This window comes from Nitrobacter vulgaris, from assembly GCF_002028545.1.
In the GTDB taxonomy this organism is placed as follows: domain Bacteria; phylum Pseudomonadota; class Alphaproteobacteria; order Rhizobiales; family Xanthobacteraceae; genus Nitrobacter; species Nitrobacter vulgaris.
In genome coordinates this window covers 118,858-134,579 of record NZ_MWPQ01000005.1, presented here as the reverse complement: position 1 = coordinate 134,579, position 15,722 = coordinate 118,858, and the positions used below count along the sequence as shown (strand labels likewise).

Genomic DNA, 15,722 nt, shown 5'->3' with positions numbered 1-15,722 from the left:
TAGGCTCAAGCTAAATTACACGCCTAATCGATCAAATCCTTCTGACCTAGATTGTGGGCATGGGCAAGGGCGGCAAGTGAAGGAGCAGACGGCCGGAACCTACGTCAGGAAGCTCACCGTCCTCATCTTCAGCCAAGCAAAGGAATTTTGATATGACCGGAATATCGAAGGAAAGAATGCAGAAAGCCCTGGAGCAGGAAAAAACCATCTCCAAGGAGGATCACGCCAAGGTCAAAGCGCTGGCCGGCATGGTCAAGATGCCGCGCAGCTTCATCTTCAAGAACCCCGACGAATACGGCATGCAAGGCTGGCACGATCTGTCGATCCCGTCGGACGACGGCACGCCGCTCGAAGCCTGGTACATCCCGGCCAAGGGCGGCGAGAGCAACAAGCTCGTCATCTTCAACCACGCCCTTCCCATGTGCCGCGCCGGCTATCCCGGCCACCTGGGCGAGCCGTGGAGCAACTTCATCGAGCCGGTCGAGATCGACTTCGTCATCCAGTACAAGCACCTGACCAATGCCGGTTACAATGTGCTGACTTACGACTTCCGCAACCACGGGCAAAGCGGGGCAGCCAACGGCGGCGTCTGCGGCGTCGGCCAATGGGAATGGCGCGACTGCGTCGGCGTGAAGAAATTCGTCGATGCGCATCCGCGCTTGGGCAAGATGGATGTCGCACTGTTCAGCCAGTGCTTGGGCGGCGTTTCGCAGTATGCGGCGATCACCAAACACCCGGAGCTGTTCGCGAACGTCAGATGCCTGCTCAGCCCGCTGGTACCCAACATGACCTCGGTCTTCTCCAAGCTCTCGGGCTACCAGGGCATCGCGCAGTACCAGGAATTGATCGACCTGGAGATTCTGAAGCTGGGCGGCTTTGCTGCCGCTGACATGTCGGGCAAACTATGGGCTCCTAGCGTCAAGCTTCCTGTCCTGATGTGGCAGTTGCGAGACGACGCGGTGATCAACAACCCGACCGACGCGCAGAGCACATTCGACGCCTTGGGCAGCGCCGACAAGGAACTCCACTGGATCGAGGGCACGACCAAGCGGTTCGAAGACGGCTACAACTGGTTCGGCCGCCACCCCCAAAAGGTACTATCCTTCCTCGACAAATACATGGGCTAATCCCTTCATACGGGTGCCGCAGCGACGACGGTGGCGAATGCCAAGACAGCCGCTGCGGCCATTCCATGCCACAGGCATCGCGGACAGCGCGCGGCCCGGGCATTCCCATGAGCGCATGTAGAGTTCATCGCCTTCAGGTGTCATTTTGGAGGCCTATCGCGTAGACATAATTCTCATCGCTATTCCGCACTGCCCGCCAGTTTCGTATAACTAACGGGTTTTATTGCTATATTCCAGATTCTCTGTTTCTGACCCGAACCAGCCTGCATTCAACACTGACCTCTGCGTGACCGTGCGGCGACAACCTTTGAGAAAGTCGCGCGTCGCGCCGATTTTCGCCACATCTACGGTGTTTTGCCTGACAATCTGGTTCTCAGCTGTTGGCGCGCGGAACGTCCGCCTGAGAGCTTCAGCGGCTGGGTATGGCAGCTGGCCTCACTGAGGGACAGCGATGGAATATGGAGGCTTAGTATGACGAGCCCTGAACGTCGCTATTCGCAGCCGAGATCGGCGGGACCGAGTGCAGTTCCCGGTTCTTCTAACAAGGTTGGCAAGATTCGTCTCGCCACCCGATTCGCCGCTGCCGCGGCAGCAGCGTTCATTTTCGCGACGACAGACCCGCCGGCCGAAGCGGCCCCAGGCACGTGCGAGCAGGCGACCGGGTTCTCGATCTTGCCCTCGCCGTTTGCACCTTGGAAGGGGACGCCGCTGCGCGTCATGATCGTCACCGAAAAGCCGCTCCAGGGTAAGATTTCGCTGGTTGCGCCCGACGGAAGCGTCGCGGCCAACTCGTCTGAGCGGCGCGGCGGTGCGCCGTACTTCTGGTTTGCCGAGGTCGCCGCCCCGGCCGCCGGTACGTGGCACGCCACCCTGACGCTCGACCACCCAACGGCGGACTGCAGTACGATCACACGCGATATCTCCGTAAGCGCGCGCAAACCAGACCCTCTGCCTGTTCCATCCGGCGCCTTTTGGAAGGTGCGTAACAGTTGGGATCGCGAGACGGAATCCTTGTTCTCTGCATGGATCGAAAAGCTATTTGACGCGCCCCCCGATCAGGATCTGTCTTGGAAAGTTTGGCATGAAATCCTGCACGACCGATCCCGCAATTTCCTGTTCAATTATCTAGGCCGCGGTGAAGATAATGTGCGGACGGGCCTTCGTCCCGACTGCGCAGATTTCGTTTACTTTCTGCGCGCCTATTTTGCCTACAAGATAGGGCTACCGTTCGGCTACTCCAATTGCTCACGAGGCGCCAATGGCAAGGCGCCCAAGTGCTACCAGTGGTTCGACATGGAGCATCCCGAGGTCACGCGTCCGCCGCCGCCTCCGGAACAGGAAATTGCGTCGGCTGCGATCACCAATGCCCCGCCGCCCGAGCAACCGCCCATCCTTCTGCCCGGGTTTGCCCGGCCGCAGTCGACCGGAACGCCTGCGGCTCCGCCGAAGGTGCGGCCAAAACGGCCGACGATGTTCAGCGAATACCTGCGGGACGTTGGCGACGTCGTGCATACGGGCGCCGCGCGCGTCGGCGCGAGTGACGACAACACCGATTTCTATACTGTCTCACTGACCCAAGAAGCGCTTCGCCCGGGCACGATGTATGCCGACCCCTACGGCCACGTGCTGATGCTCGTGCATCGCGTGCCGGAGATGAACGGCAAGCCGGGCGTCTTCCTCGCCGTCGATGCTGAACCCGACGGCTCGATCACGCGAAAGCGTTTCTGGCGCGGCAATTTCCTGTTCGTGCATGATCCTGCGCTGGGCAGCCCGGGCTTCAAGCACTTTCGGCCGATCGTGCGCAACAAAGGCGGCTCGTTGCGGCGGCTGGTCAACGCCGAAATCACCAACAATCCCGAGTACGCAGATTTTTCGCTCGATCAAACAAAGATGAGTGCCGAGGATTTTTACGATCGCATGGATGACGTGATGTCGCCGGAGCCGCTCGATCCCGTGAAAGCGATGACAGACGCCATCGCAAGTCTGAACGAACAGGTGAAGACGCGTGTGACCTCGGTCGAAAACGGACGACAATATCAGCAAAAACACGCCGGAGAGGTGGCTATGCCCAGCGGTGCCTCGATCTTCGGGACGTCGGGAGCGTGGGAAGATTATTCCACTCCGGCGCGCGATTTCCGTTTGTTGATCGCGATCGATGTCGTGCGGGGATTTCCCGATCGCGTCATTCGGCGAGCGCCGCGCTATGCGATGCCGAGCGGCAAGAGCATCGCGGACCTCAAAAGCGAATTGCAAGGGGTGCTGGCGTCCGAGCTTGCCTCGCGAAAAATATCCTACATGCGCAGCGATGGCTCGCAATGGACGCTTTCGCTCAAGGAGGTCATCGACCGGGCAACGCACTTCGAGATGGCCTATAACCCGAACGACTGCGTCGAGGTAAGGTGGGGCGCGTCCGAAGGCAGCGAGGAGGCATCCACGTGCAAGCGGCACGCGCCGCAGGCGCAACGCGCGAAGATGTCGTCGGAGTACCGCACCTGGTTCCACGAGCGGCGTTGGCCGACGAAGACCTAGATCGCGATGGCGGTGGCGGTCTTCCGGATCGCCACCACAATGATATCGGCTATGAGCGATCTCTCACCCTGCCGATCACCGCGCGTGCGGACACAGCATTAAGCCAGCGGAGGTTGCTTTGCAGGCATTGATTGATTTTGAAGCCGTCACCATCACCACTTATAGGAAAGACTTCCCGTGATGCGACGCCGGTCGCCGTAGAAGCATGACGTAACAAAGCCGCAGCTCGCGACATACTGGGTGTCGGCGATGTTGACGACGTTGACCGCCGCGCGCCACTGGTTCGCCCATTCGTAGTGAACCGCCAGATCGCCGAGGACCACCGCCGGTACGGAAAGAGTATTCATATTATCCGCAAAAGACGAGCCGACATAGCGCACGCCGCCGCCGAAACCCAGCCCGTCCAGCGAGCCCTCGCGGATCGTGTAATCCGTCCACAACGAAGCCACCTGGCGCGGCCTCGACGTGGGCACCTTACCGATCAAAGTCTGATCAAGGTCCTTACTGACGAATAACTCGTAGTTGGTGTAGCTCGCGACCACCTTGAAGTCGCGGGTAATATTGGCAAGGGCCTCCAGCTCAAGGCCGCGCGACGTCACCTCGCCATTCTGGGTCTGGAACAATACGTTATTGGGGTCGGTGGTCAGGGTGTTCTTGCGCTTCAAGTCGAACAAAGCGACGCCGAACCGCGCGTTGAGACCCACGGGCTGATACTTCACGCCGACTTCGGTCTGCTCCGCAGTTTCGGGTAACAGCAATCCACCGGCGGAATTCAGGCCAATGATCGGATTATAGCTCGTTGAGTATGACGCATAGGGCGCGAGACCATTGTCAAAGTTGTAGATCAGCCCGGCGCGGCCGGTAAATTTGCTGTCCTGTCGGCTCACGGGCGTATAAATCCGGTCGTTGTTGATCAGATTTACCCAATCGTTGCGGCCCGACAGGATCAGCGTGAAGCGCTCCCACTTGATCTGGTCCTGAAGGTAGAGGCCGACCTGCCCCTGGGTCAGATAAGTGTCCTGGTAAAGCGGGCCGTCGTAGGGTGTGTTAACGCCATAGACCGGATTGAGAACATTCAGATCCGTGCCGGTTCCGATACCCTGCTTGTCGTCAATCGCATAATGCCTGAGGTTGAGACCCATCAGCGTGGTATGCTGGAACGGGCCCGTGGAGAAGCGATACTCGAACTGATTGTCCATATTGAGCTGAGTCGCTTTCGAGGCCGCAAGGAAGTTACCCCGCATAATGTTAGCGTCGGCCGGAGTGGTGGCCCAGCCTTGGCCGAACATTCCCGTGTAATTCACCTCGACATGCGCAGCGCGCGCGTTCTGGCGGAACGTCGCATTGTCCGTGAGATGCTTTTCGAATTGGTAACTGACCATTTGTTGGGTGCGCGTATAACGGTCAGCCGAGGGGTCACCGGTGAAAAGGTTGGTCGGTATCCGGCCGAACGGAGCATTGGTCACGGTGCCTTCATACGGCAAGAAATTCGGTGCTCTGGTCTGGTTGTGAGACGCCATCGCGAAGACCGTCAGTCGCGTGTCTATGTCGGGCATCCACGTCACGGACGGCGCAATGAAATAATTGTCATTATTGACGAAGTTCGTTTGCGTGCCGCCGCCCTGAACCTGGCCGACGACTCTGTAGAGCAACTTGCCGTTGCCCGGCTGCATCTCGACAGGACCGCCGAAGTCGAACTGCGTATAGGCGTTGCCGAAATTATTGACGCCGGCCTCGATATAACGAATGGGCTCCGCCGGAGGCAGCTTGCTCACGGCGTTGACCAGTCCGCCCGGCGCCGATCCGCCGTAGAGAGAGGCCGATGGGCCGCGCAGCACCTCGACACGCTCGAGATTGAATGGCTGCAGTTTAAAGCCGGCGAACGCAAAATAGAAAAGATTCATGCCGTCGAGGAAAAGTGAGTCCTGTTGGGCGTCAAAACCACGGATCATGAACCAGTCGTCGCGAAAATCCGTCCCAAAGGTCCCGGCAACGACACCCGGCGTATAGCGCAGCGTATCATCGAATTTTGAAACCAGCTTCTGATCGCGAATCTGCTCCGCGCCTATGACCGAGATCGACTGCGGCACCTCAATCAGCGGCGTGTTGGTTTTGGTTGCCGTGACGCTTCGGTTCGCGACGTAACCTTGAACCGGACCCGTGGCGCTCTCACCCTGCACATCGATGGTGTCAAGGGCGATCGCGCCAGCCGGCGTCGCGCCGCCACCGCCACTCACTGCCTGCTGCGAGATCGCAACCGTAGTGGCGTTGGTGAAACGGTAGCTCAGGCCGGTGCCCTGAAGAATGCGCGCGAGCGCTTGTTCAGGCGTGGCCGAACCTGAGATGCCCGGCGACGTCTTTCCGGTCCCAATGCTGGTCAGATATGTCACTTGCAGGCCGGCCTGTCGACCAAATGCCGTCAGTGCGCGATTGAGCGGGCCAGCCGGCACATTGAACGAAGCCTGCGCCGCGTTCTGGGCATAAGCTTCGCGATCTGTCACGCCGACGCCGGCGACGATCGCCGTGCTCATCATCAGCGCTGCGGCCAACACCCTGCTTCTGTTGGTCCTGCCAGAAAACGTCCGAGCCTTGTAACCCATAAGTCCCACCCCAAATTCGTCTCGTGAAGGGGCCTGCGGTTGCCTGAACGCTCGGACGCGCCAACCCCTGTAGCTGATACAATCGGGGCCGTGATTTTTTCACGTATCTACGAAGTTATTTTTAGATGGGGGAAATCACCGTCAGGAACGATGAAACCTGCCGGATATGAGCGCCAGCCGGATGCACGACGGCTTCGAGTGCCCGTTTAGGATTATTCAAATCAAAAATACCGCTGACCCGCTGAGAGCCGATAAAGGGATCGGCCATCACAATCCGTCCCGGAATCCAGCGGCCGATGCGCGCCACCAGCGCCGAGACTGCTTCCTTCTCGGCGACGATAAGGTTGTCGCGCCATGACGCGATCTGACTCGCTTCGCGCGATCCGCGCTCGATGGCATGGGTGGCGCTATCGATCGTCACCCACTCCCCGGCCGTGAGCTTCGTGCCCGCCGCGATCGTCGAGCCTGGCGCCTGCGCTTCGACGACGCCATGATCAACCGAGACCGAGAGCATGCCGGCATCGTTGGCAACATCGAAGGCCGTGCCTAGCGCCGTCGCCGTCAGCTTGGCAGCCTGAACGGTAAAGGCGCGCTGCGACTCGGATGCGACATCGAAGAACGACATGCCAGCCAGAAGCTGAACGCGGCGCAGTCGGGCCGTAAAGTCCAAGGCAATGGCACTATCCGGCCCGAGCGTCGCGACGCTTCCGTCCGGAAGATTGACGCTGCGGATTTCACCCTTTGCAGTGACATGGTCGGCCCGGCTGAGAAGCAAGGCACGGGGAAGAATGGAATAGCTGGCGCCGACGGCACCAACGCCGATGAGGCCGCCGATCACGAAATTTCGGCGCGTCAGTCCCAGTTTTTCGCGACGTTCCGCACTGCGACGCCGGGTCAGAACCTTGCCGCTGGCGCCGTGGACCTTGGCTACCCGCGCCCAGATGCGCTCATGCTCGGCGCTGCGCGCGCGCCAGACCCGCACCATCTCGGTCGCAACCGGATTGCCGGGGTCATTCTGCAAGCGGATGACGAGGTCGATCGCTTCATCCGTGAGCCGATTTTGATCTAACCCGGGTTGGCTCATTCATATCCCTTCGATAGGCACCGACCACAGGTCGAGCATCGCGCCTACCATAACTTATACAAACGAGCAGCGTCGAATTTCACACAGCAGACAAATTAAAGGCTCAGAAATCGTCCACTCGCGTCAGGATATGCTGGTAGGCGTTCCGGATCAGAACCCAGGCCCGCGAAGCCGACACGTTCAACTCATCCGCGACTTCCTGGATCGTGTGCTCGCCCAGCCGATGCATCTCAAAGGCCTTGCGCGTGCGCTCGGGAAGCTCCGCCAGCGCTCGCCGTGTCTGGGTGAGGCACTGGCGCGAATAAACGATGGCCTCCGCCGTGGGCGCAGGATCGGCGACGGCGGCAGCCTCGTCGAGATCAGTCGTCTGGATCAAACTCTCCCGACGGTGATGGTTGACGCTAAGACTACGCGAGACCTGATAGAGATAGGCCCGAGGATTGTGCTTGGTGCAGACTGCCGCAGGAGGCGACGCCAGCACCCGTAGAAAAGTATCCTGCGTGATGTCGGCGGCTGTCTCGGCATTGTGCCCGCGACGACGGAGGAAGCGGTTGATTTCGCGAGCGTGCCGGACGAACAGGTTGTGAAAATCCCAGCTCATAGGCACTCCGCGGACCAACCTGTGCATCGTCGGCGCGCAGATTGAGCCGGTGACAGCAACCGCAGATGCACGGAACCGAGAGCAAAAAGAACCATGATGCCAAGGCCAAGGTTTAGGATGCCGAAACGACGTCACCGTCGCGCGATGGGCCTCCAATCGTTATTGCGTCCATAATTCTTCTGCAACCGCAATGATTTATATCCATTCTAAAAACTGTCTCGAGCCAACTGCTCGCGATTGATCCTTAAATTGTGAACTGGCCCCACCGGAAGGTGACCCGCCCCTTGAATCGCGGAAGGGATTCGCCGCCTGAACGGCACCCGGCAATCTTGCTTCCGATTTCACAGCTAGTTCGAACTAGAATGTTGCATCAAGCTTCTATCGACACCCAAGTGGCCCCGCTAAAACAGTGCATCCGAAAAATCGATTGCTGCGCTTTGAGCGATTCGCCTAAGTTTGATCTCCGATTGTGATCGTTGGATCGTTCTCACTCTTAATTGGGGTTGGCGATGCACTACGGCTTGAAAGCGACGTTGGTCGCCGGCGGGATGTTGTTATCGTTTGGTGGATCCGCCCTAGCCGCTGAAGGCGGAGTCGGAGCCTATCTGCTGGGTGGGAAGGGTCCTATGGCCGGCTTCACGCCACCGGAAGGGCTCTATTTCCAGGACGATATGTACTTCTATACTGGCAAGATCGGCGCGGGCCGTGCGCTCCCGACTGGCGGTCTGCTGACAGCCGGTATCAGCGCGCAAAGTTGGCTCAACCTTCCGACGCTGGTCTGGGTGACGCCAGCAAAGGTTCTCGGCGGCGATCTTGCCGTTTCAGTCACCACGCCGTTCGGTGAACCGCGCATCAATGCGAATCTGCTGGTGAATTCTCCCCGGTTCGGGCCCATCGGGCGAAACGTAACCGACGCCGAATTCAACATGAGCGACATTTTCGTCAACTCGTTCGTCGGCTGGCACGCTGGCAAACTCCATTGGCAGCTTGGCGTTGCAGGCATTATCCCGTCCGGAAGCTATGTTACCGGTCAACTTTCAAACGCTTCCCTCAATCGGCCGGCGGTGGACGTATCCGGTGCGCTGACGTGGCTTGATCCAGCTACGGGGGTCGACCTTTCCGCAGCCGCGGGATTCACTTTCAATCAACCCAACACAGCAACCGACTACAAAACTGGAAATGAATTCCATCTCGAATGGGCAGCGTCGAAATCCCTCAACAAGGACATCTCCGTCGGACTCGTCGGCTACTACTATCAGCAGCTCACCGATGATACCGGAACGGGTGCTGTACTTGGTCCTTTTAAAGGCCGAGCGGCGGCACTCGGTGGCACGATTGGATACGATTTCGAGGTTGGAAAACTTCCAATTTCAACGCGTCTCAAGGTGTACCGCGAATTCGATGTGCAGAACCGCATGGAGGGAACGGCGGGATACCTCACCGTATCGCTCCCGATCCACGTAGGCTCATCCTCAGTGCCTTCCGCGACCGCGATCAGAACCAAATACTGACATCCCCATCGTCATCTGCGTAGCCCAAACTGTTTCGCTCTCGTTGACGTCATGACCCTGCAAGTGTCGGAACGAATACTCTGCCTGTCCGCCGTCCAGGAAGCGGCGTGAACAACTCGCATCAAATTTTCTCCCCATTGTCCAAGCGGACGAAAGCCGATTTTTAACGAGCGTGCGGCACCGCGCTACGTTTGCAAAAACCACCCATGACATCCTTAAGGAATTACGTTAAACTGTGCTGCAACTGTTTGACTTGAAGTCATTGCCAAGCGACCGCGGAAGTTCTTTCAGCGAATACTAAAGACAACAAGGCTGACACGTCCGTTCGTTCGGTGGTCCTGAAACACGAGAAGTGGTGGGCCTGACAAATGTCGCTGTGTGAATTTAAAGCCGTCCGTGCTGCATTATCATCTTTTTCGCCAGTGAAATTTTTGCCTGCATCCGCGGCGCCCTCGCCTGGAATCTGCTGGTACTACACGGACTCCTCCCGCAGGCAGGGCTTCTGGGATTATTGCCCCCAATAGCCTTGGAGCAACGGGGGCATCACCATGGCGCAGGCCGATGTTCAGAAACCCGGGCGAGCCAGCGCGTCATTGAATGAGATGGTCTGGATTCCCGGCGGCACGTTCCGCATGGGCTCCGACCGTCACTATCCCGAAGAAGCGCCCAGCCATCGCGTGACGGTTGATGGGTTCTGGATCGACAAAACACCTGTCACGAACCGGCAGTTCAAACAGTTTGTGAAAGCAACCGGCCATGTCACCGTCGCGGAGGTGCCGCCGGATCCCAAGGACTATCCAGGCGCTCGCCCGGAGATGATTTATGCGGGATCGCTTGTTTTCTGTCCGCCCGCGCGCCTAGTCAATCTCCGCGACTGGAGCCAGTGGTGGACGTTCATGAAGGGTGCCGACTGGCGGCATCCTTATGGACCGAAGAGCAACATCAACGTGCAGGACCATCATCCGGTGGTCCACGTCGCTTATGCCGACGCGCTGGCTTATGCAACCTGGGCCGACAAGGAACTGCCGACCGAGGCAGAATGGGAGTTTGCCGCGCGCGGCGGACTCGAGGGGATGGAATTTGCGTGGGGAAATGAATTCACGCCGAACGGCCACCACATGGCCAACACCTGGCAGGGCGAATTCCCGCGGCAGAACCTGAATGAAGACGGCTACGAACGCACTTCGCCGGTAACGGCATTTCCGCCGAATGGTTACGGTCTGCACGACATGATCGGCAATGTGTGGGAGTGGACCAGTGACTGGTACACCCCAAAGCATGAAGCCGATGCGCCCAAGGCGTGCTGCATCCCCGAAAACCCGCGCGGCGGCAGAGAGGACGCGAGTTACGATCCCTGCCAGCCAAGCATCAAGATTCCTCGCAAAGTCCTCAAAGGCGGCTCGCACCTCTGCGCGCCGAACTATTGCCGCCGCTACCGCCCCGCCGCGCGTCACGCCGAGCCGGTCGATACGTCGACCAGCCATGTCGGATTTCGCTGTGTGACAAGGAAACTCGCTGCGCAGTGACCTTCAACTTCCTTGTGAAGAACGGAGAGTGCAATGACGAGCAGTACGAACGACCAAGACAAACCCGTAGCTCCATCGAACAAGGCCGACAATCACGCTCTCAGTCGCCGGAATATTCTGCTGGGCTCGTCGGCACTGGTGACACTGGCGACAATGGCGGCACCCGCGGAGGCCCAGAGACAAAAGGCTGCGCCGGTCACGACAACAACGTCTCCGCCCGGCCGGCAGCCAAATATCTTGGTGATCTGGGGCGACGACGTCGGCATCGCGAATATCAGCGCCTACTCGAACGGTTTGATGGGGTACGAAACCCCGAACATCGACCGCATTGCCCGCGAGGGTCTCAAGATGCAGCACTATTACGGCGAGCAGTCCTGCACCGCGGGTCGCTCGGCGTTTCTCACCGGCCAGCACATCATGCGCAGCGGGCTCAGCAAGGTTGGCTTCCCTGGCGCGCCGATGGGCATGAGCCAGTTGGACCCCTCGGTTGGTGGCCTGCTCAAAAATCTTGGTTATGCGACCGGCCAGTTCGGCAAGAACCATGTCGGTGACCGCAATGAATCACTACCGACCGTGAACGGCTTCGACGAATTCTTCGGCAACCTCTATCATCTCAATGCGGAGGAAGAGCCGGAATTGCCGGACTATCCAAAAGACCCGGCCTATCGCGCAAAATTTGGGCCGCGCGGCGTCCTGAAGTGCAAGGCGACCGACCACGATGATCCTACCGTCGATCCGAGATTCGGAAAAATCGGCAAACAGACGATCGAAGACACCGGCCCGCTCACCAAGAAGCGCATGGAAACAATCGACGATGAAACATCGGCGGCGGCTATCGACTACATGAAACGGCAAAAGGCAGCCGGGAAACCGTTCTTCTGCTGGTTCAACGGCACCCGCATGCACTTGCGAACACATGTCCGTGCCTCACACCGCGGCCGCTACACACACGGCGACAGCGAGTACATCGACGGCATGATGGAGCACGACGACACGGTCGGCACGCTGCTCAAAGCGTTGGATGATATGGGCATCGCGAACGATACCATCGTCATCTACTCGAGCGATAATGGTCCCCACATGAATACTTGGCCGGACGGCGCCATGACCTGGTTCCGCTCGGAGAAAAATACCAACTGGGAAGGTGCGTTCCGCGTGCCGTGCCTCGTGCGCTGGCCGGGCTCCATCAAACCCGGCACCGTCTCGAATGAACTGATGAGCCACAACGACTGGATACCGACTTTCTGCGCCATTGCGGGCGAGCCGGACATCGTCAACAAGCTCAAGGCGGGTTACACCGCGAACGGCATCAACTACAAGGTGCACCTCGATGGGTTCGATCAATCGAACTTCCTGCGCAACGTGAGCGGCAGTGCCGCGAACAACAACGGCACCAAGAGCGCTCGCAATGCGTTCTTCTATTCGAACGACGACGGTTTGCTGGTGGCCTATCGGCAGGGTGACTACAAATGCGTGTTCTCTGAGCAGCGTATGCAAGGCACCATGGGTCTGTGGGCCGAACCGTTCACGACCCTCCGATTGCAAAAAATCTTCAACCTGTTTCAGGATCCATTCGAACGCGCAGACTTCACATCCAACACCTTCTGGGATTGGCAACTCGATCATGTCGGCTTCATGTATGGCGTCATGGATGAGGTTTTTCAGTTTGCGGCGTCGTTCAAGGACTTTCCGCCGCGCTCATTCCCGCCGAGCTTCAATCCAGCGAACATCCTGGAAAGCGAGATGGATGGCATCAAACGCAGGGAGTCGTTCAAGAAGAACCTCGACCTCGACCGCATTCGCGGCGGGTTGAACAGGATGATCGACGAGCAAATTCAGCAACGCGGGGTCAAATAGGCGCGTCGCCACACCGCGCGTCACCCGGCTCGTCTACGAGCGAGCCGGGTTGATTCAACCTCTTCACTCTCAAACCTGTGTGAGGACTGCTATGGTTGCGTCCCTTGCGACCGTCGTTCGGAGCGCCGTCTTCGTTGTGCTGATGGGGTTCTGTTGCGTCATCCTTCCGTATTCCAACGCCCTCGCGCAGAATGACCCGCTGCCGTCCTGGAATAGCGGCGCGGTCAGGACATCAATCACCGACTTCGTCGCGCGGGTCACGACACCAGGCGGCGCGGATTTCGTGCCTCCGGCCGAGCGTATCGCGGTGTTCGACAATGACGGCACGCTATGGTGTGAGCAGCCGATCTATTTTCAAGCCGCCTTTGCGCTCGACCGCGTCAAGGCGATGGCGCCGCATCATCCGGAATGGAAAAGCCAGCAGCAGTTCAAGGCGTTCCTCTCCGGTGACAAGAAGGCGCTCGCCGAGCAAGGCGAGAAAGGCCTGCTGACTCTGGTGACTGCGGCGCATAGCGGCATGACAACGGATGAATTCGCAAAGTCGGTCGCCGACTGGCTCGCAACCGCGCAACATCCCCGCTTCAACAGACCCTATAACGAGCTCGTCTATCAGCCGATGGTCGAACTGCTGGCCTATCTGCGAACCAACGGCTTCAAGACCTTTATCGTGTCGGGTGGCGGCGTCGAGTTCATGCGGGTGTGGGCGGAAAAGGCCTACGGCATTCCGCCCGAGCAAGTGATCGGCTCGTCCGGCGTCACAAAATATCAGTTAGACACCGCGGGCAGGCCGTCGTTGCTGAAGACGGCCAAGGTCCAATTCATCGACGATGGGCCGGGCAAGCCCGTCGGCATCAACATGATGATCGGCCGGCGCCCGATTCTCGCCTTCGGTAATTCGGACGGCGACCATCAGATGCTGCAATGGACCATGGCGGGAAGCGGGGCGCGCTTTGCCGGGATCGTGCACCACACCGATGCGGCGCGTGAATATGCCTACGATCACCCGTCGAAGGTCGGGCAACTCGACAAAGCTTGGGAGGAGGCGAAGGCCAAAGGCTGGACTGTCGTCGATATGAAGCAGGACTGGAACAGGGTTTTCGCATTCGAGCCGTAGCCAGCAATGCAAGTCGCGAGCTGCAGGAGATGAGGTCATGATCATCGGTACGCACTTTGCCAAATGGGGCCTCGGCCTCTTCATCTTGGCGTATTCCTGACGTTCGGAATCATCGCGCACTACTGCGTGGGCGCACGGTGGCCAACCGGTGAACTGTTCATGCAAAACATATCGCTGTGGTGGGCAAGGCGCTGAAACACAACTCCGATGGTGTGCAGGCCGACGCACCGCCGGCCGCGCAGCGCGACAACTGGCTGCCGGCGCCTAAGGGTAGCGATTTCACCCTCTATGTACGTGCATACTGGCCGAAGGCGGCGTTGGTGGATGGCACCTGGATGCCACCGGCGGTTCAGCGAGTCAGTTAGGCGACGAGGCTGCAAACTAGAACTTCGGAAATGGCGTCCCGGAAGGGGATCGAGAATCCCCCGCTAACACAATAGCGTCAACCAGAGTGCGGGAAACTTCCCGCGCATGGTGCGGCCTCACGAATTTTCCAGCACGCCCGCACCTCGTCGGGTACGCCGCTGGTCTACTGGTCCTGATCCAGCCGGCCGGTTGAACGATGATACAGGCCGGATTGCCGTTCGGCGCGGGGCTGCAGGAGTCCGGCGTCTGGCAAGATTTCCTGCACTACGCCCGCGATCCCGACGACCCGCCAGTGGATGCGGGCGAAAGCGACCTGCCCGACGCCGGCAGGCGCGAGGGCAATGCGAAGCGCCGCTTCCGTCAGCTGTCGAAAGCAGTCCTCGCCAACGGCTGCGACGCTATCGGCAAGTCCGAATACGGCCTCCGCCTGCGGAATTGTTGCACCAAAGTTTACAAGCACGTCCACGAACGCGGCGCCCGGTACGTCGCGCACGAATGCGGGGTTCCGGGATGCCCGGATCGCGAGCGTCGCGACGCGCGGCGGCAGGCCGCTGCGATCGAACGGAAAGTGGCCCGGTTCATGGCCAGGCACCCCGGCAGTCAGGCCGTGATGTTGACCGTCACAAACGAGGCTGTACCCGCCCATGAACTGAAAGACGCAACCTCCGCGATCATGAAAGGCACTAGTGCCCTGATGCGGAGTGCCCCGGTCAGGCGGGCGGTGCTGGGCTGGGTCCGAAGCATTGAGCTGGCGAGGCACCCGGTAAGCTGGTTGTGGGGTCCCCACGCCCATTATTTGCTTATCTTCGGCCCCGATTATTTCCGGCGCGAGAAGGGCATCTACCTCACCCAGGAGAGATGGGCGCTTCAGACACAAAAGTGCATGCGATTGTCCTACCGGCCGGTGGTGGACGTGCGGGTTCTCAGGGGCGTAAAGGCGCCGATCGATGAAGACGGCCGCAAAAGCCTCCGTGAGATCAGCAAATACAAGGCCAAGCCTACAAGCCTGATCGTGGCGCGCAACGGCAAGCCACTTCTGGTCGGCTCCGATCATTTGGAGCTTTACGACGCTGGCGACGGCCAAGGCCTGCGGCCACACTACAACGCGCCTTTGCGCGCGTTCCTCGACGCAACCAAAAACCGCCGCATGTTGTCGATGTCGCGCAATCTGCAGGGCGACGACGATCTGGAGCTGGGCGAATTCCCCGAGGATATCGAAGGCGTGCAGGCGCCCGCCGACCTCGGTCGTTTCATCTGCACGGAAGTCTACGTGTGGCGGGTTCGCGGAAGTGATGCGGATTATTTCCTCGTCGCCCGCACGTTTGAAGAACCCGGGAGGTTTGCCATGCCCCCATAGCGCTCGCCCGGAACACCGACTTCCCCGAAACCTCATCAATTCATGGAGTC

11 protein-coding genes are annotated in these 15,722 nt (G+C 59.3%); 8 read left to right on the top strand and 3 right to left on the bottom strand.

Annotated features, from left to right (window positions below; all coding sequences use genetic code 11):
- The first annotated feature begins 152 nt into the window (after positions 1 to 152).
- On the top strand, positions 153 to 1,127 hold the full coding sequence (locus tag B2M20_RS02465) for an alpha/beta hydrolase family protein (RefSeq protein WP_079445515.1): 975 nt from the start codon (positions 153 to 155) through the stop codon (positions 1,125 to 1,127).
- Between the two features lie 471 nt (positions 1,128 to 1,598).
- Positions 1,599 to 3,656 (top strand): hypothetical protein, encoded by a 2,058-nt coding sequence (locus B2M20_RS02460; protein ID WP_420799258.1) that lies wholly within the window; start codon positions 1,599 to 1,601, stop codon positions 3,654 to 3,656.
- Between the two features lie 152 nt (positions 3,657 to 3,808).
- Here B2M20_RS02460 and B2M20_RS02455 read toward each other — a convergent pair whose 3' ends face one another.
- The 3 genes from B2M20_RS02455 to B2M20_RS02445 form a co-directional block, all read right to left on the bottom strand.
- Positions 3,809 to 6,187 (bottom strand): TonB-dependent siderophore receptor, encoded by a 2,379-nt coding sequence (locus B2M20_RS02455; protein ID WP_244553387.1) that lies wholly within the window; start codon positions 6,185 to 6,187, stop codon positions 3,809 to 3,811.
- Positions 6,188 to 6,377: 190 nt separating this feature from the next.
- The gene (locus B2M20_RS02450) at positions 6,378 to 7,340 is read right to left on the bottom strand and encodes a FecR family protein (protein ID WP_079445513.1); all 963 of its coding nucleotides are present in this window, start codon (positions 7,338 to 7,340) and stop codon (positions 6,378 to 6,380) included.
- A 103-nt stretch (positions 7,341 to 7,443) separates the two neighbouring features.
- A complete protein-coding gene (locus tag B2M20_RS02445; protein ID WP_173815892.1) occupies positions 7,444 to 7,941 on the bottom strand; it encodes a sigma-70 family RNA polymerase sigma factor in 498 nt (165 codons plus the stop codon).
- Positions 7,942 to 8,450: 509 nt separating this feature from the next.
- Here B2M20_RS02445 and B2M20_RS02440 point away from each other — a divergent pair.
- The 6 genes from B2M20_RS02440 (at position 8,451) to B2M20_RS02415 (ending at position 15,672) form a co-directional block, all read left to right on the top strand.
- Positions 8,451 to 9,452 carry a SphA family protein gene (locus B2M20_RS02440; protein ID WP_079445545.1) on the top strand — a complete coding sequence of 334 codons (1,002 nt, stop codon included), beginning with the start codon at positions 8,451 to 8,453 and terminating at the stop codon, positions 9,450 to 9,452.
- A 548-nt stretch (positions 9,453 to 10,000) separates the two neighbouring features.
- The gene (locus tag B2M20_RS02435) at positions 10,001 to 10,978 is read left to right on the top strand and encodes a formylglycine-generating enzyme family protein (protein WP_079445511.1); all 978 of its coding nucleotides are present in this window, start codon (positions 10,001 to 10,003) and stop codon (positions 10,976 to 10,978) included.
- Positions 10,979 to 11,011: 33 nt separating this feature from the next.
- Positions 11,012 to 12,835 (top strand): arylsulfatase, encoded by a 1,824-nt coding sequence (locus tag B2M20_RS02430; protein WP_079445510.1) that lies wholly within the window; start codon positions 11,012 to 11,014, stop codon positions 12,833 to 12,835.
- A gap of 142 nt (positions 12,836 to 12,977) precedes the next feature.
- Entirely contained in the window at positions 12,978 to 13,949 is a 972-nt protein-coding gene (locus B2M20_RS02425; RefSeq protein WP_244553392.1) for an HAD family hydrolase, read from the top strand.
- Positions 13,950 to 14,128: 179 nt separating this feature from the next.
- The gene (locus tag B2M20_RS02420; RefSeq protein ID WP_244553386.1) at positions 14,129 to 14,314 is read left to right on the top strand and encodes a DUF1214 domain-containing protein; all 186 of its coding nucleotides are present in this window, start codon (positions 14,129 to 14,131) and stop codon (positions 14,312 to 14,314) included.
- Between the two features lie 197 nt (positions 14,315 to 14,511).
- The gene (locus B2M20_RS02415) at positions 14,512 to 15,672 is read left to right on the top strand and encodes a protein rep (protein ID WP_079445507.1); all 1,161 of its coding nucleotides are present in this window, start codon (positions 14,512 to 14,514) and stop codon (positions 15,670 to 15,672) included.
- Positions 15,673 to 15,722 lie beyond the last annotated feature (50 nt).

Bases quoted from the DNA above. Each gene is read 5' to 3' on its own strand.
- B2M20_RS02440 (WP_079445545.1), top strand. From the start codon at position 8,451: ATGCACTACGGCTTGAAAGCGACGTTGGTCGCCGGCGGGATGTTGTTA.
- B2M20_RS02425 (WP_244553392.1), top strand. From the start codon at position 12,978: ATGGGGTTCTGTTGCGTCATCCTTCCGTATTCCAACGCCCTCGCGCAG.
- B2M20_RS02430 (WP_079445510.1), top strand. From the start codon at position 11,012: ATGACGAGCAGTACGAACGACCAAGACAAACCCGTAGCTCCATCGAAC.
- B2M20_RS02445 (WP_173815892.1), bottom strand. From the start codon at position 7,941: ATGAGCTGGGATTTTCACAACCTGTTCGTCCGGCACGCTCGCGAAATC.
- B2M20_RS02460 (WP_420799258.1), top strand. From the start codon at position 1,599: ATGACGAGCCCTGAACGTCGCTATTCGCAGCCGAGATCGGCGGGACCG.
- B2M20_RS02435 (WP_079445511.1), top strand. From the start codon at position 10,001: ATGGCGCAGGCCGATGTTCAGAAACCCGGGCGAGCCAGCGCGTCATTG.
- B2M20_RS02455 (WP_244553387.1), bottom strand. From the start codon at position 6,187: ATGAGCACGGCGATCGTCGCCGGCGTCGGCGTGACAGATCGCGAAGCT.
- B2M20_RS02450 (WP_079445513.1), bottom strand. From the start codon at position 7,340: ATGAGCCAACCCGGGTTAGATCAAAATCGGCTCACGGATGAAGCGATC.
- B2M20_RS02465 (WP_079445515.1), top strand. From the start codon at position 153: ATGACCGGAATATCGAAGGAAAGAATGCAGAAAGCCCTGGAGCAGGAA.
- B2M20_RS02415 (WP_079445507.1), top strand. From the start codon at position 14,512: ATGATACAGGCCGGATTGCCGTTCGGCGCGGGGCTGCAGGAGTCCGGC.